This is a genomic window from Kitasatospora griseola (genome assembly GCF_014648555.1).
Taxonomy (GTDB): domain Bacteria; phylum Actinomycetota; class Actinomycetes; order Streptomycetales; family Streptomycetaceae; genus Kitasatospora; species Kitasatospora griseola.
Genome location: NZ_BMRI01000018.1, coordinates 41,661 through 61,470, shown reverse-complemented (window position 1 = coordinate 61,470; position 19,810 = coordinate 41,661). Strand labels below are relative to the sequence as shown.

Genomic DNA, 19,810 nt, shown 5'->3' with positions numbered 1-19,810 from the left:
CAGGGTCGGCAGCAGGCCCACGCCGACAGGAGGAGGACACCTCCATGACCGGTCCGACCGCCGTCACCACCAGCTACGGCGCGCTCTACTTCACCGACCGCCACGGCCACCCCTTCCAACTGCGCTCCGCCCGCCACCCGGACCGCTGGCAACTGCCCGGCGGCGAGAGCACCCCCGGCGAGACCCCCTGGCAGACCGCCCTGCGCGGAGCCCGTGAACACCTCCGACTCGACGTCGAGAACGAACAGTTGACGGTCGGGCGCCGCCTGCTCGCCGTCCTGCACCACGCCCCCGCCGCCGACCGCCCGCTGGCCAGGACCGGCTTCGTCTTCGACGGCGGCGCCCTCGACGACGACCGACTCCACCGCATCCGCCTCACCGCCGAGCACACCGACTGGGCCGTCGACACCCTGTGGCGCTGGCGCAACCGGATGCGCCCCCAGGACCACCGCCGACTGATGCTCGTCGACCGCGCCCGCCGAGCCCGCACCACCCTGTACGCCGAACACCCCGACACCGGCGCCGACGCCTTCGAAGGCGTCCTCGTCCTGATCACCACCCCCGCCCGCGACCGCGTCCTGCTCAACCTGCGCGACGACCACCCCGGCATCGCCTGGCCCGGCCACTGGGCCCCGATCGGCGGCTGGCGCGAAGGCCACGAGAGCGCCCACGACTGCGCCACCCGCGAAATCCGCGAAGAAGCCGGCATCACCGTCACCGCGCTGCGCCCGCTGCCCGCACCGCGGCACCCGCTGATCGCCGACACCACCACCGTGCTGCACGCCGTCTACGACGGGCCCGAACGCGCCCTCGTCCTCGGCGAGGGCCAGGCGATCCGGCTGGTGCCCCGGGAGGAGATCCCCGCCCTGCGCACCCCGCCGTACGTGGCGCACTACCTGGCCCACCTCTGACCGGGCGCCGCCGGCCCCGCCGCGGACCTGGGTGTTCCTGACGTTCCGTCACGGAAGCGGGGCCGTACTGCCGTGGTGGATCAGGGAGTTGACGAAAAGTCAATGGTCGGTGTCCGGAGGTTCGGTGTGATCGGTGTGCCGAGTGGATAGGCTTGCCGACAGCACGGCCGCAGCGGCCGCTTCACCGAGGGGGAATCCACACCACAATGTCGTACCTGCGCACCTTCCTGCCCTGGATCGTCTTCGCCGTGATCCCGTCCTCCCAGTGGCAGTGGGCCGCCCTGGCCGGTCTGGTCGTCGCCGCGGCCGTCATCCTCCAGCAGCGCAGGGCCGGCGCCGCCTACGACGCGCTGATCATCGAGCTCGGCTCGGCGCTGTTCTTCGCCGTGCTCGCCGCGATCGCCTTCGCCGACCCGCACTCCGGCGTCCGCGACTACTCCGCGACGCTCTCCTCCGCCTGCCTCGCCCTCATCGCCGGCACCTCGCTACTGATCGGCAAGCCCTTCACCCTCGGTATCGCCAAGCGCAGCACCCCGCCCGAGATCTGGCCGCTCAAGCCGTTCATCCGGGTCAACGTCGTCATCACCTCGGTGTGGACCGCCGCGTTCGCGGTCACCGCAGTCGTGCTGGCCGTCCTCGCCCACGGCGGCCACGGCCACTCGCTCGCCTCCCTGCTGGTGCAGATCGCCGGCTTCGTCGTCCCGATGGTCTTCACCGTCCGCTACGTCGCCCTGGTCCAGTCCCGTCGACCTGACGGCCCGTCGGGTCAGCCGCAGCCCGGCCGGTAGGCGACGGTCGGCACCAGCCGACTCCACTCCTCGGGGGGCAGCGGGGCGCGCAGCACGGCACAGGCCCGCGCCACCGCGGCCTCGGGGACGAGGCTCCACAGCGGCGCGGCGCCGTCGTCGCCGCCGACCAGCGCCCGGCCGTCGGGCAGGAACGCGAGGCCGTTCAGGGCCTGCGCCGGGCCGGTGAGGGTGACGACCGGGGCGTTCGGACGGGCGGGATCCCACAGGCGCAGCCGGCCCTCGCGGCCCACCGTGGCGAGGGTCCGGCCGTCCCCGGTGAAGGCCAGCGCCAGCACCGTGTCGTCGTCCGACCGGTACGGGTCCGGCTCCCGCCGTTCGCCGGTGCGGGTGTCCCACACGTGCACCAGCCTGTCCTTGCCGGCGGTGGCCAGGTAGCGGCCGTCCGGGCTGACGGCCAGTCGGTACACCAGGTCCAGGTGCTCGAAGGCGCTCTGCCGGACCGGCCCGCCCGGATCGGCGACGGTGAGCAGCCGGACGCGCCGGGAGTCGCCGGTGAACGCCAACTCCCCGCCGTCGCCCAGGAACACCAGGTCGCTGACGCGGTCCTCACTGGCGGTCCGACGCACCCGCAGCGGCGAGCCGTCCGGCGGGCCGAGCCGCACCTCGCCGCTCCTGGTACCCACCGCCAGCAGCGACCCGTCGGGGCTGAGCGCCACCGCCGACACCCGGCCGGCCACCTGCAGCGAGGCCCGCACCGCCCCGTTGGCCGCATCGCGGACCTGAACCGCCCCGACCGTGGCGCTCGCCACCGTGCGGCCGGCCCGGTCGAAGGCCAGCCCCGTCACCGCGCTGCCCGACGGCCCCGAGACGGCGATCGGCCGCGGCACCGGCCCGCCGACGTCCCACAGGGCGAACCGCCCGTCGGCCGTCCCGAGCGCCGCCCGGTTCCCGGCCACGGCGACGGCCGTGACCCGCGGATGCTCCAGCCACGGCGCCAGATCGGTGCCGCGCCGCAAGTCCCAGATCAGCACGCTGCCGGACGGCGCGGTGACCCCGGCCGAGGTGACGACCGTGCGGTCGTCGGCGCCGACCGCCACCCCCAGCAGGAGGGTCGGATGGCCGCGCAGCTCGGCCGCCACCCGGCGGGTCGCCACCTCCCACACCAGGGCCGTGCGGTCGGCGCCCGCGGACACCAGCGTGGTGCCGTCCGGCGTCAGATCCAGCGCGTCCACCGGCCCGACATGACGGCCCGGCAGGTCGACGGCGTCCCACTGCTGCGGCTCACCGTCCGTACCCGGCCCGCCCGTTGACGGCGCGTCGGCGGGCGGACGCCACAGCCGGATGCCGCCCTGCTCGCTGCCCACCGCCAGCAGCCCGCCGCCCGCCGCGAACGCCAACGACCGGGGCGACGGCGAGCGGCCCGCGAACACCACCGGCGCAGCATCGTCCGGGCGCGGCAGCGCGTCCACGTCCCGCACCAGCACCGCGCCGCCGACGTCCGCCGAGGCCAACCGGTGACCGGCGCCGAACGCCAGGCCCTGGACCGCCCCCGTGTGGCCCGCCAGCGTCCGCACCGGCGGGGCCGCGCCCGCGTCCGTCCGCCACACCCACACCTGCCCCGGCAGCGCCCGGTCGGCCGAACCCGCCGCCAGCAGTGCGCCGTCGCGGCTGAACGCCAGGCGCTTGGCCTGGGCAGGCGCGCCCCGGTCGTTCACGGGCATCACCGGGGCGGGCAGCGGCATCCGGTCGGCGACCCGCCACAGCAGGATCCGGCGCCGCTCGTCGCCCGTGAGCGCGGCGGCCAGCACCGCTCCGTCCGGGCTGAACTCCAGGTCCTGCACCGGGTGCCCGACCTCCCCCTGGAGCTCCGCGACCCGGGCGGTGGTCGCGGTGTCCCACAGCGTCACCCGGCCCTGCGAGTCGCCCGTGGCGACCAGCCGCCCGTCCGGGCTCAGCGCCAACCCGTTCACGCCGAACCCGAACCCCGGGATCCGGCCCGCCAGGTACTGGCCCTGGGTGCTCAGCACCGCGTCGTCCGCCGCCCGGCGCAGCTCCGGGATGCCCGCCCCGGTGATCCGGCGCGCCGACACCGACTGCAGCAGCGCCGCGTACGGATCGCGGGTCGCACTGCGCTGCGCCTCCGTGAGCAGCGTCAGCGCGCTGCGGCCGTCCGCCGCCCACACCACCCGACGGTGCTCCTGCCACAGCAGCCCGCCGGCCAGCACCGCGGTGACCAGCAGCAGGGCGAGAGCGCCCGCCAGCCGACGGTGGGTCCGGATCCGGCGGCGCTCCGCCCGCCGCTCCCGGTCGGCGCGGTGCGCGGCGGCGGCCAGGAACTCCCGCTCCACCGGCGCCAGGCCGCGCCCGCCGGCGGATGCCGCCCAGGCCCCGACCGCCTCCAGTCGGCTGCCCCGGGGCAGCAGGGCGTCCTCCCGGCCCGACGCCGCCCACGACTCGGCGTCCTGGGAGAGCTGCTGATGCAGCCTCAACTCGTCCCGGCCCGCCTCGATCCAGCCGCGCAACCGGGGCCAGGCCCGCAGCAGCGCCTCGTGGGAGAGCGTCGCCCCGGACGCGTCCAGGGTGAGCAGCCGGTCGTCCGCGAAGGACGCCAGCACCCGCTCCACCCGCAGCGGGTCGGCGTCGGCCGCCGCCAGCTGCGCCGACTCGGCGCGCCGCCGCGAGACCTGACCGTCCGGGCCGAGATGGACCAGCCGCAGCAGCACCCGGCGGGCCGTCGCCCGGGCCGGCTCGTCCAGCCGCGACCAGGCCCGCTCGGCGGTCAGCGCCACCGCACCGTGCAGCCCGCCGATCGCCCGATAGCCCGCCAACGACAGTGCCCGGCCGGTGCGCTGCTGCCACATCGCGTGCAGCGCGTGCGCCAGCAGCGGCAGCGCCCCCGGGTCGTAGGCGGGCCCGTCCCGGGCGCCGTCCAGGCCCAGGTCCGCCAGCAGCACCTCCAGCAGGCCCGGCTCCAGCTCCAGCCTGGCGGTGCGGGCCGGCGCGGTGATCGCCCGGCCGAGCTCCTCCGCACTCATCGGCCCCAGCGCCGACTGGCCGCGACGCACCGCCGCCAACACGCCCTGATGCGCCAACAGATGCCCGTACAGATCCGCCCGCAGGCCCAGCACCACCAGCCGGCCCCCGTCCGGCCCGGCCTCCTCGCACAGCCGGTCCAGGAACGCCCGCCGCTCACCGGGATCGGCGCACAGCGTGAACAACTCCTCGGCCTGGTCGACGATCCACACCGGGCAGACGCCCCCGGCGAGCGCCGACAGCCGCGCCAACGGCTCCGCGGTGGGGGAGAACACCTCCGCGTCGACGGTGCCCAGGCCCGGCAGCGCGCCGCGCCGCAACGCCGGCACCAGACCCGCCCGCAGCAGCGAGGACTTGCCCGCACCCGACGGCCCCACCACCACGACCGGACCGCCCCGGTCCGCCGACCGCTCGCCCAGCAGCCCCAGCAACTCCGCGCGCGCCCGGTCCCGACCGTGGAACCAGCGCTCGTCCTCCGCCCGGAAACTCGCCAGCCCCGGATACGGGCACTGCCCGCGCACCGCCAACTCCAGCAGCGCGCCGCCCGTCCGCAACGCCCGGTCGCAGGCCCGGGCGAAATCCGCGGTGGGCGGCTTGTCGCCGCTCTCGACCTTGCTGATGTGGCTCTTGTCGTAATGCACCCGACGGGCCAGATCCCCCTGCGAGAACCCGGCCGAGCGCCGCCGCTCCCGCAGCACCGCCCCGAACGCGCCGCCCTCCGCCGCCGGCCCGCTCTGGCCGGGCACCCGCCCACGATCGCCCTCGGTGTGCACCGCAGACCCCGCCTCCGTCGACTCCACCCCACCCAACGAGCCCGCCCGACACCGGACACGCGACACCGCGACGGCCCCCCGGTTCGAGTGAAACCGCAGGCCGGAGGGGTTGTCGAGGTGCCGGGCCCGGACGACAACAGGCAACCGGTGCGCGCGCGGCGGCCGGTGGGCAACGCTGTCATCGGGGCCGGGACAACCACCGGCCGCACCAGCCACCCTGACGCCCGGTCACCACGCTCCACGAGGAGAACCCGACGTGACGCCCATCCCCGCCACGCTGCGCCGCGCCACCGCCCTCGCCGTCGCGGCCCTCGCCCTGGCCCTCCCCGCGCTCGGCCCGGCCACCGTCGCCGACGCCGCCGACGGCCCGCAGGCCTACGCCGTCCACGGCTTCGACAGCTCCCACTACAACCACGAGACCAAGAACGGCGAACGGGCCTACGACTGGCCGGCGATCGTCCGTGGCGGCCGGCAGTTCGTCTACCTCAAGGCCACCGAAGGCACCGGCACCGCCGACCGCTGGTTCACCCCCGACCTGGACGGCGCCCGTTCCGTGCACCTGATCCACGGCGCCTACCACTACTACCGCCCCGACCAGGACGGCGCCGCCCAGGCCGACCACTTCCTCGACGCCCTCCGCGCCGCCGGCCACACCGGCGGCAGGCCCGGCGAACTGCCGCCCGCCGTGGACATCGAGGAGTGCGCCCGCGACGGCCACCCCCTCGAACCCGCCCAGGTCAAGGCCTTCCTCCAGCGCGTCGAACACGCCACCGGCACCGCACCCGCCGTCTACACCCGCAACGGCATCGCCGAGCAGTGCCTTCGCGGAATCAAGGACCTCGCTGCCCACCCCGGCTGGCTCGCCCGCTGGGGCAGCACCGAACCCCGCCCGCTGCCCGGCGCCACCGCCTGGGACTTCTGGCAGCACAGCAACCACGCCGAGATCCCCGGCACCGTCGGCCACCCGATGGACGCCGACGTCTTCCACGGCGACCGCGCCGCGCTGCGCCGCCTCGCCCACCAGAACTGACCGACCCTCAGCACCCCGCACCCCCGGAAAGGACACCCCGTCATGAACCGCACCCACCGCTGGACCGCCGCCCCCGCCCTCGCCCTGCTCGGCGCGCTCCTCCTCGGCGCCCCCGCCGTCGCCGCCCCCGTCACCGACACCGGCACCACCCGGGCGCAGGGCCTGCGGGCCGCCGACGCCCCGAAGCTCAGCCGCGCCGAGGAGATCCGCCGCGCCAAGGTCTGGCTGACAGCCAACAACGGCAAGCCCGTCCCCTACAGCCAGAAGGAGACCTGGTCGGACGGCTACCGGCAGGACTGCTCCGGCTACGCCTCGATGGCGCTGCGCCTGCCCAAGTCCGGCCCGAACACCGTCGCACTGAAGAACGACGGCTGGACCAAGGCGATCAAGATGTCCGAACTGCGGCAGGGCGACCTGGTCATCAAGGCCAACAGCAGCGACCCCGACCACCGGCACGTCGTCATCTTCGACAGCTGGGACAACGGCAAGCACACCTCGTACCACGCCTACGAGCAGGCCGGCGGCGTCGGCACCCGGCACGCCTCGCACACCTACGGCCTCAAGGGCGGCGACAACTACCACGCCTACCGCCCGGTCAACCTGACGGACTGACAATCCGCGCACCGCGCCCGGCCGTCGGGGATCCCCGGCGGCCGGGCTCTTTTCCGTCCGGAATTCAAAAAATCTCGCAAAGGGGCGGTAGTGAATTCCACCCGAAGTGCCAAGAACAGGGATGCCAAGTTGAAAACTGTTAATGCCAAGAGGAGTTGAAACTTCGGCCCGAAATGCCGCGCGACCTGCGCAGATGCAGATCCTGAAGATTTCCTTATCCGGTGCCGTTGACTGCCCGTCAGCGGCTCTGCTTTGCTTCTGGCCGCGGACAGTCAGAAAAGCGGGCGCGGAGAAATCCGGTGCCGGTATTCGTTCCCGACCGTTCCGTTCCCTGCCCCCAGGTTCATCGGCCGCGCCGCGCCCCACCGAGGTGCGGGCGGCCGGACGAGAGAGGCCCCCCACACATGGGAATGTCCCCCACTGCCATGCGGTCGAGGCTGGCGGCGCTGACCGGCGCCGCCTCGCTCGTGATCGCCGCCGCCGGAATAGCCGCCGCGGCGACCCCGGCGAACGCTTCCACCCCGCAGCCGGCCGCCGCGTCCGCGTCGGTCTCCGGCCAGGCCCACCACGGGTCCGCCGGAACCGGCGGCATCTCGAACGAGTTCAACCCGTTCAGCCCGGCGCTCACCGACAGCACCATCCCGGGCATGAAGCAGTACGCGAAGCAGAAGCAGCAGCTCGTCGCGAACCAGCCGCAGGCCGCGGCCACCGGCCAGCAGACCCTGTCGTACGGCGGCGGCGTCGACGGCATCGGCGTGCAGAGCGGCCACTCCAAGGTGTACCTGGTGTTCTACGGCACCCAGTGGGGCACCCAGGGCACCGACGCCAACGGCAACCTGACGTTCTCCAACGACACGGCGGGCGCCGCGCAGGCCGCGCAGAACATGTTCAAGGGCATCGGCACCAACGGCGAGACCTGGTCGGCCGACCTCACCCAGTGGTGCGACGGCCCGAACGTGGCCTCCGGCGCGGTCAGCTGCCCGGCGAACGCCGCGTTCATCCCGTACCAGACCGGCGGCGTGCTCTCCGGCGTCTGGTACGACAACACGGGCGCCTCCCCGGCCTCCTCCACCGGCCACCAGCTCGGCGTCGAAGCCGTCAACGCGGCCGCCCACTTCGGCAACACCACGGCCGCGGCCAACCGCGACGCGTACTACGTGGTGCTGTCCCCGAAGGGCACCAACCCGGACAACTACAAGAGCCCGACCCAGGGTTACTGCGCCTGGCACGACTGGAACGGCGACACCACGCTGACCGGCGGCGCCGTCAGCTCCTCGTACGGCGACATCGCGTTCTCCAACCAGCCGTACAACATCGACATGGGCTCCTCCTGCGGCGTCGGCTTCGTCAACTCGCCCGGAACCCTGGACGGTTGGACGATGACCCTCGGCCACGAGTGGCACGAGATGATGTCCGACCAGAACCCGGCCGGCGGCTGGACCAACCACGTCTCCGGCTCCTCGTACAACGGCCAGGAGAACTCCGACGAGTGCGCCTGGCTGCAGCCCGGCACCGCCGGCGGCGCCGCCAACGTCAGCTTCGGCTCGTTCGGCACCTTCGCCGAGCAGGCCAGCTGGTCGAACGACACCAACTCCTGCGCCATCACGCACGCCATCCTCACCCACGGCGGCGGCACCACCAACACCGTCACGGTGACCAACCCCGGCAGCCAGAGCGGCACCGTCGGCACCGCCGCCAGCCTGCAGATCCGGGCCACCGACTCGGCGTCCGGCCAGACCCTGACCTACGCGGCCACCGGCCTGCCGGCCGGCCTGAGCATCAACTCCTCGACCGGCCTGATCTCCGGCACCCCGACCGCCGCGGGCACCTCCTCGGTGACGGTCACCGCCACCGACACCACCGGCGCGGCCGGCTCCACCAGCTTCGGCTGGACCGAGGCCGGCAGCGGCGGCGGCACCTGCACCGCAGGCCAGCTGCTCGGCAACGCCGGCTTCGAGACCGGCACCGCCGCCCCGTGGACCACCAGCACCGGCGTGGTCGACAACTCCGCCTCCGAGGCCGCCCACAGCGGCTCCTGGAAGGCCTGGATGAACGGCTACGGCTCGGCCCACACCGACACCGTCTCGCAGACCGTGGCCATCCCGGCCGGCTGCAAGGCCACCTTCAGCTTCTGGCTGCACGTCGACACCGCCGAGACCGGCACCACGGCCTACGACAAGCTGACCGTCCAGGCCAACTCCACCACCCTGGCGACCTACTCCAACGCGAACGCCGCCACCGGGTACGTCCAGAAGTCCTTCGACCTCTCGTCCTACGCCGGCCAGAGCGTCACCCTGAAGTTCACCGGCACCGAGGACGCCTCGCTGCAGACCAGCTTCGTGATCGACGACACCGCGCTCAACGTCTCCTGACGCGGCACCACCCCCTCGGGGGCGCCGGGGCGGGCCCACTGCGGGCCCGCCCCGGCGCCGTTGCGCACAGCGGATCCGACACGGCCGCCGCCGCGTCCCATCCCTGCCCGCCCGACCCGACCCGTTCAGAGATCCGGAGCCCAGCCATGACACCGAAGCCCCGCAGAACCGCCGCCGCAGCCCTGCTCGCCCTCGTCGCACTGAGCGGCTGCGGGTCGGCTGCCACCGTCGCGAGCCCCGCTGCGCACCCCGCGCCCGGCCTCGTGGTGCTCGACGAGTCCGCCGACCGCACCCGGATCACCGTCGCCCCCGGCACCACCGTCCGCACCGAACTCCACAGCACCTACTGGTCGCCCGCCACCAGCACCGACCCCGGCCTGCTCGCCCCCGCCGGACAGCCCACCACCGCCGCCGCGCCCTCCTGCCGTCCCGGCAGCGGCTGCGGCACCGTCACCACCGCCTTCACCGCCCGCACCGCCGGCTCGGCCCGGGTGACCGCCCACCGCACCAGCTGCGGCGAGGCCCGACCCTGCCCGCCCGGCCAGCAGGACTACACCGTCGACGTGGACATCGCCGCCCGCTGACGACCGCAGCGCCCGTCGGGCTCGATGACGGCTCGTCAGAAGAGCGGTTCGACGGGAGAGAGGACGCCGAGCCGGTCCTCCAGCTGCTGGGCGGCGGCGAGGCAGAGGTCCTCGCGGAACGGCCGGCCCACCAGCTGCACGCCCGTCGGCAGGCCGTCGGCCGGCCCGGTGGGCACGGCCACCGCCGGGGCGCCGACGAAACTGGTCAGCGAGCACAGCCGCATGGCGGACGCGACCCGGTCCCGGCTCTCCTGGTCGCGGGACTCCAGCCCGGGCTCGACCGGCGGCTCGGCGAAGACCGGACCGAGCAGCAGCGGGTACTCCGCCAGGAACTCCGCCCACGAGCGGCGGATGTTCATCCAGGTGCCCATCAGGGCGATCAGCCCGGCCGCGTCGAGCTGCGGCGTGCGGCGCATCGCGAAGTCGATGAAGCGGTCGCCGCCCGCGCCGAGCAGCTGACGGACCACCGGCCAGGACGGCGTGAACTCCGCGACGGTCAGCTGGTGGAAGGCGTCGTACGCCTCGTCGAACCGGGGCACGTCGGGCACCTCGCGGACGTCGTACCCCGCCTCGGCCAGCGCCGCCGCGGCCCGCTCGACCGCGCGCCGGACGGTCGGGTGCACGCCGCGCCCGCCCGGGTCGGCGACCACCGCGACCTTCACCGGACCGTCGACCGGACGGCCGTACAGCGGTGCGGGGACGGCCCGCGGGTCACGCGGGTCGGGCCCCGCCAGGCACTCGAACGCCAGCCGCAGATCGGCCACCGTCCGGGCCAACGGACCGTCCGTGACCAGGATCTGCGACGCCGGGCCGGGATCGTCCGGGCCCAGCATCCGCTGGTCGGCGGCGAACCGTCCGGCGGTCGGATTCAGCGCCGCGACGCCGCAGAACGAGGCCGGGATGCGGATCGAGCCGCCCGAGTCGTCGCCCAGCCCGAGCGCGGCCATCCCGGTGGCGACCGCCGCCCCGTCGCCGCCGCTGGTGCCGCCGGGCGTCCGCCCCGCGTCCCACGGGTTCAGCGTGTCGCCGTACAGCTCGCTGCGGGTGTGCATGCCGGAGAGGATCAGCGACGGCATGTTGCTGTGGCCGATCGGGACCGCCCCCGCGGCGCGCAGCCGGGCCACCGGAATCGCATCGGCCCGGGCCGTCAGGTCGGCGAACCGCCGGATGCCGAAGGTGGTCGGGTACCCCTCGACCCGGATGCACTCCTTCACCGTGAACGGCACGCCGGCCAGCGGCCCGAGCTCCTCGCCGGCGGCCCGGCGCCGGTCGATCCGGCGGGCCTCGGCCCGGGCCCGGTCGCCGAACAGCTGGGTGACGGCGTTGATCCGCGGGTTCACCGCGGCGATCCGATCGAGATGGGCGTCCATCACGTCGAGCGCGGACACCTCGCCCGCCCGGACGGCAGCGGCGAGAGCGCCGGCGGAAAGCTTCCACATGGGTTCTGACCTCCTCAGCCGTTCCGATGCGGTCGCATCGGAACAGGACCGCACCCTAGCCCACGAACCGATACACTCGCATCGAATAAAGCCGTCGCCCGGGAGGCCGCAGCAGATGCCCAAGCAGGTGGACCACGACGAACGCCGACGCCTGATCGCCGACGCCGTCTGCGCCCTGATCGACGAACAGGGCCTGGAAGCCGCCACCCTCCGCGACGTCGCCGCCCGCGCCGACGTCTCCATGGGCGCCGTCCAGCGCTGCTTCCGTACCAAGGGCGAGATGCTGCAGTTCGCCCTCGCCCACATCGGCCACCAGGTCACCGCCCGCGCCCACGCCCGCCTGCGCGCCGCCCCCGCGCAGTCCCCGGCCAGCACCGTCGGCCACCTCGCCCACGAGATCGCCCTGCTGAAGACCCGTCACCGCGCCCAGGCCCGCACCTGGCTGGCCTTCCTCGCCGCCGCCGCCGTCGACCCCGCCCTCGCCGCCGGCCTGCGCACCAGCTACACCGACCTGGAAACCCTGCTCACCGACCTGATCGCCGACGCCGTCGACACCCCTGACCCCGCCCACCACGCCCACACCCTGCTCGCCCTCACCGACGGTCTCACCGCCCACGTCCTGATCGGCCAGCGCACCCCCGCGGAAGCCGAACACCTCCTGCACGCCCACCTGTCCCGCCTCTGGGCCCACCCCGGCGAGTAGGCTCCCAACTCTCCGCCGAAGCACCGCAGGAGCCCGTGACACCCGCACGCGGCCCCCGGACACCGGCCTGGCACCCGCATACCCGCCGACCTGGGAGGAACCACCGTGGCACTGGCCCGCAGAGGCACCCGCCGCATCGTCGTCGACGGCGTCGAATACCGCTGGCACGTCAGCCGGCGGCACCTCTGCTGCGACTACGAAGGCCACACCCTCGGCTACGTCGCCGAACACGCGACCCGCCCCGGGGCCACCCTCGTCGTGGAGACCGGCCGCCCGGCCCGCCTCCACCCCGACCTCGCGCCCGTCGACCTCGTCCTGCCGCGCGAAGTCGCCACCGGAATCCGCACCGCACGCGCCCGGGGCTGGACCCCCACCGAGCCCGGCTCGCCGTTCACCCTGCACCTGTCCGGCATCGCTCCGGATCAGGATTCCTGATACACCGTCAGGACGACGGCCGCCCCGGGACAGTCCTTCTCGATGGTGACGGCGCACCGCAAAGTCGCGTGATGTCCTGGAACGGACCCGGCAGGCCCGGCCCCGGGCCCGCCCCGAACCAGGAGCACCTCGTGAACCCGCCACCGCCGTACCGCCGTTACGCCCTCCGCCGCTGCGCCGTCCCGGTAGCCGCCGGCGCCCTGCTGCTCGGCGTGCTCACCCCGACCGCCGCCGGCGCCGCGCCCGCCACGGCCTCCGCCGCGCTTGCCACGGCCTCCGCCGAGGCCAGGCCGGCCGACATCGTCCAGCAGCGGCTGGACGCACTGGTCGCCGGCGACAAGCTGCCCGCGGCGCTCGCGGCCGTCCGGGGACGCGACGGCCGGACGCGCGACTACACCTCGGGCGTCGGCGACCTCGCCACCGGCGCGAAGGTCCCCGTCGACGGGCAGGTCAGGATCGGCAGCAACACCAAGACCTTCGTCGCGGTCGTCGTGCTCCAACTGGTCGCGGAGGGCAGGATCCAGCTGGACGGCTCCCTCGACACCTACCTGCCCGGCCTGATCCACGGCGACGGCATCGACGGAAAGACCATCACGGTCCGTCAGATACTTCAGCACACCAGCGGGTTGGCGGACTACGTCCCGCTGGTCGACCTCTCCGGACCCGACCAGTACATCGAGCCGCGCGAGCTGCTCGACATCGCCCTCGCGCACCGGCCGGACTTCGCCCCCGGCGACGGCTGGAAGTACAGCAACACCGGATACCTGATCGCCGGACTGATCATCCAGAAAGTCACCGGACGACCCGTCGGCGAGGAGATCACCAAGCGCGTCATCGACCGGATCGGCCTGCGCCACACCTACTTCCCCGCCCAGGGCGACATGACCGTCCACGAGCGCCACCCGCACGGCTACGAGCTGCCCGAGGAGCCCGGCGGCCAGCTGTACGACATCACCGAGATGGACCCGTCCTGGGCCTGGGCGGCCGGTGCGATGATCTCCACCAACACCGACCTGAACCGCTTCTTCGCCGCCCTGATCGGCGGTCGACTGCTGCCCCCGGCCCAGCTCGCAGAGATGCGCACCACCGTCCCCGCCGAGTACATGGGCCCCGGCGCGCGCTACGGCCTCGGACTCGCCAGCCGCCCGCTGCCCTGCGGCGGCCTGTCGTGGGGCCACGGCGGCAGCCTCCCCGGCTACGTCACCCGCGGCGGCGTCACGGAGGACGGCCGCGCGGCGAACATCGCGGTGACCGCGGCCCCGTCGCCCGAGGCCAGGCAGCGGGTGGCCGACGCGGTCGACGCGGCGCTGTGCCGCTGAGTCGCTGTGCCGCCGTGCCGCTGAGCTGCTGAGTTGTCCTCCTGGCCGAGTGGCTGCCGGCTCCGGACGCGCGTCGACCCGCGGTCGGCCGGCCGCAGGGGCCGTGACACGCGGGTCGACGAGTACGGGTGGCGGGTCGGGCCAGGTTGTCCGGAGGGCGGGGGAGCCCCGCCGGACACCCGGCCCGGGGCCGGTTCCTAGAAGTGGGCGCCGGAGTCGAGGAAGGAGCCCGAGACGCCGTTGTCGTCCGCCCAGACCCAGAAGGCGTGGTGCTCGACCCCGTCCTCGTCGACGAAGGAGCCCGTGTTGGCGAATCCGGCGCCGGACTCGTTCGCGATGAACTGGGACTTGTTGAAGTGGGCGTCGAAGTCGTCGGCGGAGGCGAGTCCGGCGCAGCCGATCACCAAGGGGGCGGTGAGGGCGCCGAGGGCCAGGACACGCTTGACAGCACGCATGAGAAATCTCCTCCGAGTAGGTGTGCGGCGGCAGGACCCAGCGGCGGCCCGGCCGATTCCAGGACGACACGGGCCGCAGGGGCCCGCAATGCGGCCCTGCGCCCATGTGGTCCTGACGGAAAGTCAGCGCTCCTTGTGTCGACAGGGGAGGAGCGGGTCGAAGCTTCACCCCTGAGTGGCCGCTCGACCGGCGCAGGCGGACGGTTCTCGGCAGATGATCCGACGATCGGTCAGTGGTCCGCGAAGTGCCGGTCCCGCCACCGGTCGACCTCTCCCCGGTGTGCCTGACAGCCAGTCATTCGACCTCGTCCCCCTGATGTCGAGTCAGAGGGTCGGTGGCCCGGGCGGCATCCCGGGTTCGCGCATCCGAGCGATTCTCCGGGTCCACTAATAGTACAAGCTGATAACCGTGTGTAGCGGCTGCACATAGTCAAGGCATGACGAGACCATTCCGCGGACCGGGGCGGCCGAGATCCCGCACGGCCCGCTTCCTCAGTGCCGCAGCCGCAGTCGGCCTGGCCGCCGCAGGGCTGAGCACCTCATGGGGCGCCCAGGCCGTAGCGCCGACCCAGCACCGCGCCGCGCCGCCGGAGAGCGTCCGGGCCGGAGCCTCCACCCTGCTGGAGGAGGACTTCACCGGTGCGACCGCGGACCCGCGGTTCGTCGCCGTCGGCGCGGCCTGCCTGACCGGCGGACCCGTCACGACCCCTCTCCCGCCGGACGGCCGCCGGCTGACCGGCTGTCCGATCCCGGAGACGGGGCCGGTGCCGCCGTTGGACAGCGCACCCTTCGGCTACCTGCGGATCACCGACGCCGCCAACGACCGGAACGGCGCGGTGCTGTTCGACCAGGCGCTGCCGGCCAGCGCCGGTCTGGACGTGCACTTCGACCAGTGGCAGTACGGCAGCACGACGCCCGCCACCCCGGCCGACGGAATCTCGTTCTTCCTGGTCAACGGTGACGTCACACTCACCCACCCCGGCGCGTTCGGCGGCAGCCTCGGCTACGCGCAGAAGCTGCCCGACGACAACCCCGCCAACCCGTTCCTGCCCGGCGTCGACAGCGGCTACCTCGGCGTCGGGCTCGACGTGCTCGGCAACTACTTCGGCGACTGGGAGCACCGCGGCAACGGCTGTCCCCCTGGCGAGCGCTCCCCGTCCGGCACCGGATTCCACATCCCGGCGCCGGGCAACAACATGGTCACCGTCCGCGGCCCCGGCAACGGCGTCGAGGGCTACTGCTTCATGACCGCAACGACGAGCAACTTCACCACCAACGGCCCGTGGCCGTCCACCCTGCCGGGCACCCTGCAGGGCCCGCTGACGTTCCTCCCGCCGGCCGTGACGCCGCCCCAGGCCCAGACGCTGCTGGAGCCGTCCCGCCGCCGGGTGCACGTCCGCATGACCCCGGCGCCGTCCCCGGTGCTGACCGTCGGCGTCGACTTCAACGACGGCGCGGGCGAGCGCCAGGTGCTGACCACCCCCGCGCCGCAACCCGTCCCGTCGACCTACAAGTTCGGCTTCGCCGGGTCCACGGGCCTCTTCACCGACGTGCACCTGATCCGGAACGTGGTGATCGGCACCTCCGTGGCGCTGCCCTCGCTCAACCTGGTCAAGCAGGTCCACCGGCCGCTGCCCGCCAACCTGACGGTCGGCACCCCGGTCGACTACGACTTCGTCGTCACCAACTCCGGGAACGTGCCGATCGACAATCTGACGGTCAACGACCCGAAGATCGGCGGGATCAGCTGCCCGGTGACCACGCTGGCCGTGGGCCAGACGGTCGCCTGCATGGCGACCTACGTGGTCACCCCCGCGGACGGGGCCGCCGGCCACATCGCCAACACCGCGCTGGCCACCGGAACCACACCCGGCGGCCCCGTGACGTCGCCACCGTCCTCCGAGGACATCCCGGTGGTGGCCCCGCCGGGCATCGAGGTCGTCAAGCAGGTGGACGTTCCCGGGCCGTTCCACGCCGGTGACACCGTCCCCTACACGTACATCGTGAGCAACACGGGCGGCACCGAGATCACGGGCGTCCACGTCCAGGACGACCGGATCACCAACATCACCTGCGACGTCACCACCCTCGCCCCCCGCGGCAGCCCCGGCGACGTGACCAAGTGCCACGGCACCTACGTGGTCACGACGGAAGACGCGGATGTGGGACAAGTCACCAACCACGCAACCGCGTTCGGCACAGCAGGCGGCACGCCGATCAACTCCATGGAGACCCAGGCGACGATCGACGTCATCGGCCCCTCCTCGATCGCCCTGGCCAAGGAGGCGGACACCGCGGGCCCCGTCCACGTCGGTGACACCGTGCACTACACGTACACCGTGACGAACACCGGCCGGACCGTACTCGACAACGTCTTCGTCAGCGACGACCACTCGGCGGACGTCACCTGCGACACCACCACACTCAACCCCGGCCAGAGCACCCTCTGCCACGCCGCCTACCTCGTCACCGAGGCCGACCTGGCACTCGGCCAACTCACCAACAGAGCCCAGGCCGTGGGCAGCAATCCGCTGGGCGAACAGGTCGTCAGCCCGCCGGAAGAAGTGACACTGCCCGTCGCCGGCGTCGCCGAGCTGGGCATCGAGAAGACGGCGGACTCCGCGGGTCCGTTCCATGTGGGTGACACCGTGTCGTACACGTACACGGTGACCAACACCGGTACCGCGACGGTGCACAACCTCGGCGTCGTGGACGACCACATCGCGCCGGTGAGCTGCGACACGGTGGAGCTGAACCCGGGTCAGAGCACGCTCTGCCGCGGTTCGTACGTCATCACTCCTGAAGATGTGCAGGCCGGCCACGTGACCAACACGGCCCACGCCACCGGCCTCGACCCGCAGGGCCAGACGGTGCAGAGCCCGCCCGGTGAGGTCACCGTCCCGGTGGTGGGCGTCGCCGTGCTGGCCATCGAGAAGACGGCGGACTCCGCGGGTCCGTTCCACGTGGGTGAGACCGTCAACTACACGTACACGGTGACCAATACGGGTACGGCCGCTGTCCACGCGCTGACCGTGACCGATGACCACGTCGCGTCGGTGACGTGCGACACGACGACGTTGAATCCGGGTGCGAGCACGCTCTGCCACGGTTCGTATGTTGTGACGGCGGCGGATGTGACGGCCGGTCATGTGACCAACACGGCCCATGCGAACGGCACCGACCCCGAGGGGCTGCCGGTGCAGAGCCCGCAGATCGACGCGACCGTCCCGGTGGTGGGCGAGGCCGAGCTGGGTATCCAGAAGACGGCCGACAGTGCTGGTCCGTTCCACGTCGGTGACACGGTCAACTACACGTACACGGTGACCAACACCGGTACGGCGGCGGTGCACAGCCTGTCTGTCACGGATGACCACGTCGCTGTGGTGACGTGTGGTGCGACGATGTTGAACCCGGGTGCGAGCACGCTCTGCCACGGTTCGTATGTCGTGACGGCGGCGGATGTGTCGGCCGGTCATGTCACCAACACGGCTCACGCGGAGGGCGTCGACCCGGAGGGTCAGACGGTGCAGAGCCCGCCCGGTGAGGTCACCGTCCCCGTGGTGGGCATCGTCGTGCTGGCCATCGAGAAGACGGCGGACTCCGCGGGTCCGTTCCATGTCGGAGACACCGTGAACTACACGTACACGGTGACGAACACCGGTACGGCTGCTGTCCACGCGCTCACCGTGGCCGACGACCATGTTGCTTCGGTGACGTGTGACTCGACGACGTTGAACCCGGGCGTGAGCACACTGTGCCACGGTTCGTATGTCGTGACGGCGGCGGATGTCACGGCCGGCCATGTGACCAACACGGCTCACGCGAGCGGCATCGACCCCGAGGGTCAGCCGGTGGTGAGTCCTCCTGGTGAGGCGACTGTTCCGGTGGTGGGCGAGGCCGTGCTGGCGATTGAGAAGGTGGCGGATTCTGCTGGTCCGTTCCACGTCGGTGACACGGTTTCCTACACGTACACGGTGACGAACACGGGTACGGCGGTGGTGCACAACCTGTCTGTCGCGGACGATCATGTCGCTGTGGTGACGTGTGATGCGACGACGCTGAATCCGGGCGAGAGTACGCTCTGCCACGGTTCGTACGTGGTGACGGCGGCGGATGTGTCGGCCGGCCAGGTGACGAACACGGCCCACGCCGAAGGCACGGACCCGCAGGGACAGACGGTGGTGAGTCCTCCTGGTGAGGCGACCGTCCCGGTCCTCGGTGAGGCGCTGCTGACGATTCAGAAGGCGGCGGACTCGGCGGGTCCGTTCCATGTGGGTGAGACCGTGGACTACACGTACACGGTGACGAACACGGGCACGGCGGCGGTGCACGATCTGGCGGTGTCGGACGACCACATCGCTTCGGTGACGTGTGATGCGACGACGCTGAACCCTGGTGAGAGCACGTTCTGCCACGGCAGTTACGTGATTACGGCGGCGGATGTGTTCGCGGGTCATGTGACGAACACTGCTCGTGCGCACGGTACTGATCCCGAGGGTCGGGATGTGCAGAGTCCTCCTGGTGAGGCGACGATCGACATCGCGGGTGACGTGGTGCTGACGATCGCGAAGGTGGCGGATTCCGCTGGTCCGTTCCATGTGGGTGACACCGTCAACTACACGTACACGGTGACCAATGCGGGTACCGCTCCGGTGTACGACCTGGATGTGAGTGACAACCTGATCGGGTCGGTGACATGTGACAGGACGACGCTGTCGGCCGGTGAGAGCACGCTCTGCCACGGGTCCTACGTCGTCACCGCTGCGGATGTGCAGAACGGTCACGTGACCAACACGGCTCACGCGAGCGGCATCGATCCGGAGGACCGGCCGGTGGTGAGTCCTCCTGGTGAGGCGACCGTTCCGGTGGTGGGCGAGGCCGAGTTGGCCATCGAGAAGGTGGCGGATTCTGCGGGTCCGTTCCGTGTCGGTGACACGGTTTCCTACACCTACACGGTGACGAACACGGGTACGGCGGCGGTGCACAACCTGTCTGTCGCGGACGATCACGTCGCGGTGGTGACGTGTGATGCGACGGCGTTGAATCCGGGCGCGAGCACGCTCTGCCACGGTTCGTACGTCGTCACGGCCGCGGACGTCTCGGCGGGACACGTGACCAACACGGCTCACGCCGAGGGCACCGACCCCGAGGGTCAGACGGTGGTGAGCCCGTCGGCTTCGGTGACCGTCCCGGTGGTCGGCGAGGCGTTGTTGACCATCGAGAAGATCGCCGACAGTGCGGGTCCGTTCCACGTGGGCGACACCGTGTCGTACACGTACACGGTGACGAACACCGGTACCGCGACGGTGCACAACCTCGGCGTTGTGGACGACCACATTGCGCCGGTGGTCTGCGACACGGTGGTGCTGAACCCGGGTGCGAGTACGCTCTGCCA

At 72.5% G+C, this 19,810-nt stretch carries 13 protein-coding genes; 10 read left to right on the top strand and 3 right to left on the bottom strand.

Going from position 1 to position 19,810, the window contains the following annotated elements:
- Positions 1–44: 44 nt before the first annotated feature.
- Positions 45–911, top strand: coding sequence for an NUDIX domain-containing protein (locus IEZ12_RS22410; RefSeq protein ID WP_189274014.1), 867 nt, complete (start codon positions 45–47; stop codon positions 909–911).
- Positions 912–1,117: 206 nt separating this feature from the next.
- Positions 1,118–1,699 carry a hypothetical protein gene (locus IEZ12_RS22405; protein WP_189274012.1) on the top strand — a complete coding sequence of 194 codons (582 nt, stop codon included), beginning with the start codon at positions 1,118–1,120 and terminating at the stop codon, positions 1,697–1,699.
- On the opposite strand, the gene IEZ12_RS22400 is transcribed toward IEZ12_RS22405, so the two are convergent.
- Positions 1,678–5,439, bottom strand: coding sequence for an nSTAND1 domain-containing NTPase (locus IEZ12_RS22400; RefSeq protein WP_189274011.1), 3,762 nt, complete (start codon positions 5,437–5,439; stop codon positions 1,678–1,680). The two genes, IEZ12_RS22405 and IEZ12_RS22400, sit on opposite strands and share 22 nt — an antisense overlap.
- Before the next feature lie 283 nt (positions 5,440–5,722).
- On the opposite strand from IEZ12_RS22400, the gene IEZ12_RS22395 reads away from it, so the two are divergent.
- The 4 genes from IEZ12_RS22395 (at position 5,723) to IEZ12_RS22380 (ending at position 10,064) form a co-directional block, all read left to right on the top strand.
- Positions 5,723–6,496, top strand: coding sequence for a glycoside hydrolase family 25 protein (locus tag IEZ12_RS22395; protein WP_189274009.1), 774 nt, complete (start codon positions 5,723–5,725; stop codon positions 6,494–6,496).
- A 42-nt stretch (positions 6,497–6,538) separates the two neighbouring features.
- A complete protein-coding gene (locus tag IEZ12_RS22390) occupies positions 6,539–7,108 on the top strand; it encodes a C40 family peptidase (RefSeq protein ID WP_189274007.1) in 570 nt (189 codons plus the stop codon).
- Between the two features lie 410 nt (positions 7,109–7,518).
- A complete protein-coding gene (locus tag IEZ12_RS38875; protein ID WP_229847781.1) occupies positions 7,519–9,480 on the top strand; it encodes a putative Ig domain-containing protein in 1,962 nt (653 codons plus the stop codon).
- Positions 9,481–9,626: 146 nt separating this feature from the next.
- Complete coding sequence (locus IEZ12_RS22380; RefSeq protein WP_189274005.1) at positions 9,627–10,064, top strand: hypothetical protein; 438 nt, start codon at positions 9,627–9,629, stop codon at positions 10,062–10,064.
- A 35-nt stretch (positions 10,065–10,099) separates the two neighbouring features.
- On the opposite strand, the gene IEZ12_RS22375 is transcribed toward IEZ12_RS22380, so the two are convergent.
- Positions 10,100–11,503 carry an amidase gene (locus tag IEZ12_RS22375; protein ID WP_189274003.1) on the bottom strand — a complete coding sequence of 468 codons (1,404 nt, stop codon included), beginning with the start codon at positions 11,501–11,503 and terminating at the stop codon, positions 10,100–10,102.
- 115 nt (positions 11,504–11,618) lie between these two features.
- Between IEZ12_RS22375 and IEZ12_RS22370 the strand changes: the two genes are divergently transcribed.
- The 3 genes from IEZ12_RS22370 (at position 11,619) to IEZ12_RS22360 (ending at position 13,960) form a co-directional block, all read left to right on the top strand.
- Complete coding sequence (locus IEZ12_RS22370) at positions 11,619–12,206, top strand: TetR/AcrR family transcriptional regulator (protein ID WP_189274001.1); 588 nt, start codon at positions 11,619–11,621, stop codon at positions 12,204–12,206.
- Between the two features lie 105 nt (positions 12,207–12,311).
- Positions 12,312–12,641: a hypothetical protein gene (locus IEZ12_RS22365; protein ID WP_189273999.1), complete on the top strand. Its 330-nt coding sequence runs from the start codon at positions 12,312–12,314 to the stop codon at positions 12,639–12,641.
- Between the two features lie 131 nt (positions 12,642–12,772).
- Positions 12,773–13,960, top strand: a complete 1,188-nt coding sequence (locus IEZ12_RS22360) for a serine hydrolase domain-containing protein (protein WP_229847779.1) — start codon at positions 12,773–12,775, stop codon at positions 13,958–13,960.
- A gap of 197 nt (positions 13,961–14,157) precedes the next feature.
- Here IEZ12_RS22360 and IEZ12_RS22355 read toward each other — a convergent pair whose 3' ends face one another.
- Positions 14,158–14,415 (bottom strand): hypothetical protein, encoded by a 258-nt coding sequence (locus IEZ12_RS22355; RefSeq protein ID WP_189273995.1) that lies wholly within the window; start codon positions 14,413–14,415, stop codon positions 14,158–14,160.
- 437 nt (positions 14,416–14,852) lie between these two features.
- Here IEZ12_RS22355 and IEZ12_RS22350 point away from each other — a divergent pair.
- Positions 14,853–19,810 (top strand): CLIPPER-2 domain-containing protein (locus IEZ12_RS22350; protein WP_189273994.1); only part of this gene is annotated, 4,958 nt, incomplete at its 3' end.

Coding starts and splice junctions, on each gene's coding strand:
- IEZ12_RS22410 (WP_189274014.1), top strand. CDS start 45: ATGACCGGTCCGACCGCCGTCACCACCAGCTACGGCGCGCTCTACTTC.
- IEZ12_RS22405 (WP_189274012.1), top strand. CDS start 1,118: ATGTCGTACCTGCGCACCTTCCTGCCCTGGATCGTCTTCGCCGTGATC.
- IEZ12_RS22390 (WP_189274007.1), top strand. CDS start 6,539: ATGAACCGCACCCACCGCTGGACCGCCGCCCCCGCCCTCGCCCTGCTC.
- IEZ12_RS38875 (WP_229847781.1), top strand. CDS start 7,519: ATGTCCCCCACTGCCATGCGGTCGAGGCTGGCGGCGCTGACCGGCGCC.
- IEZ12_RS22380 (WP_189274005.1), top strand. CDS start 9,627: ATGACACCGAAGCCCCGCAGAACCGCCGCCGCAGCCCTGCTCGCCCTC.
- IEZ12_RS22375 (WP_189274003.1), bottom strand. CDS start 11,503: ATGTGGAAGCTTTCCGCCGGCGCTCTCGCCGCTGCCGTCCGGGCGGGC.
- IEZ12_RS22370 (WP_189274001.1), top strand. CDS start 11,619: ATGCCCAAGCAGGTGGACCACGACGAACGCCGACGCCTGATCGCCGAC.
- IEZ12_RS22355 (WP_189273995.1), bottom strand. CDS start 14,415: ATGCGTGCTGTCAAGCGTGTCCTGGCCCTCGGCGCCCTCACCGCCCCC.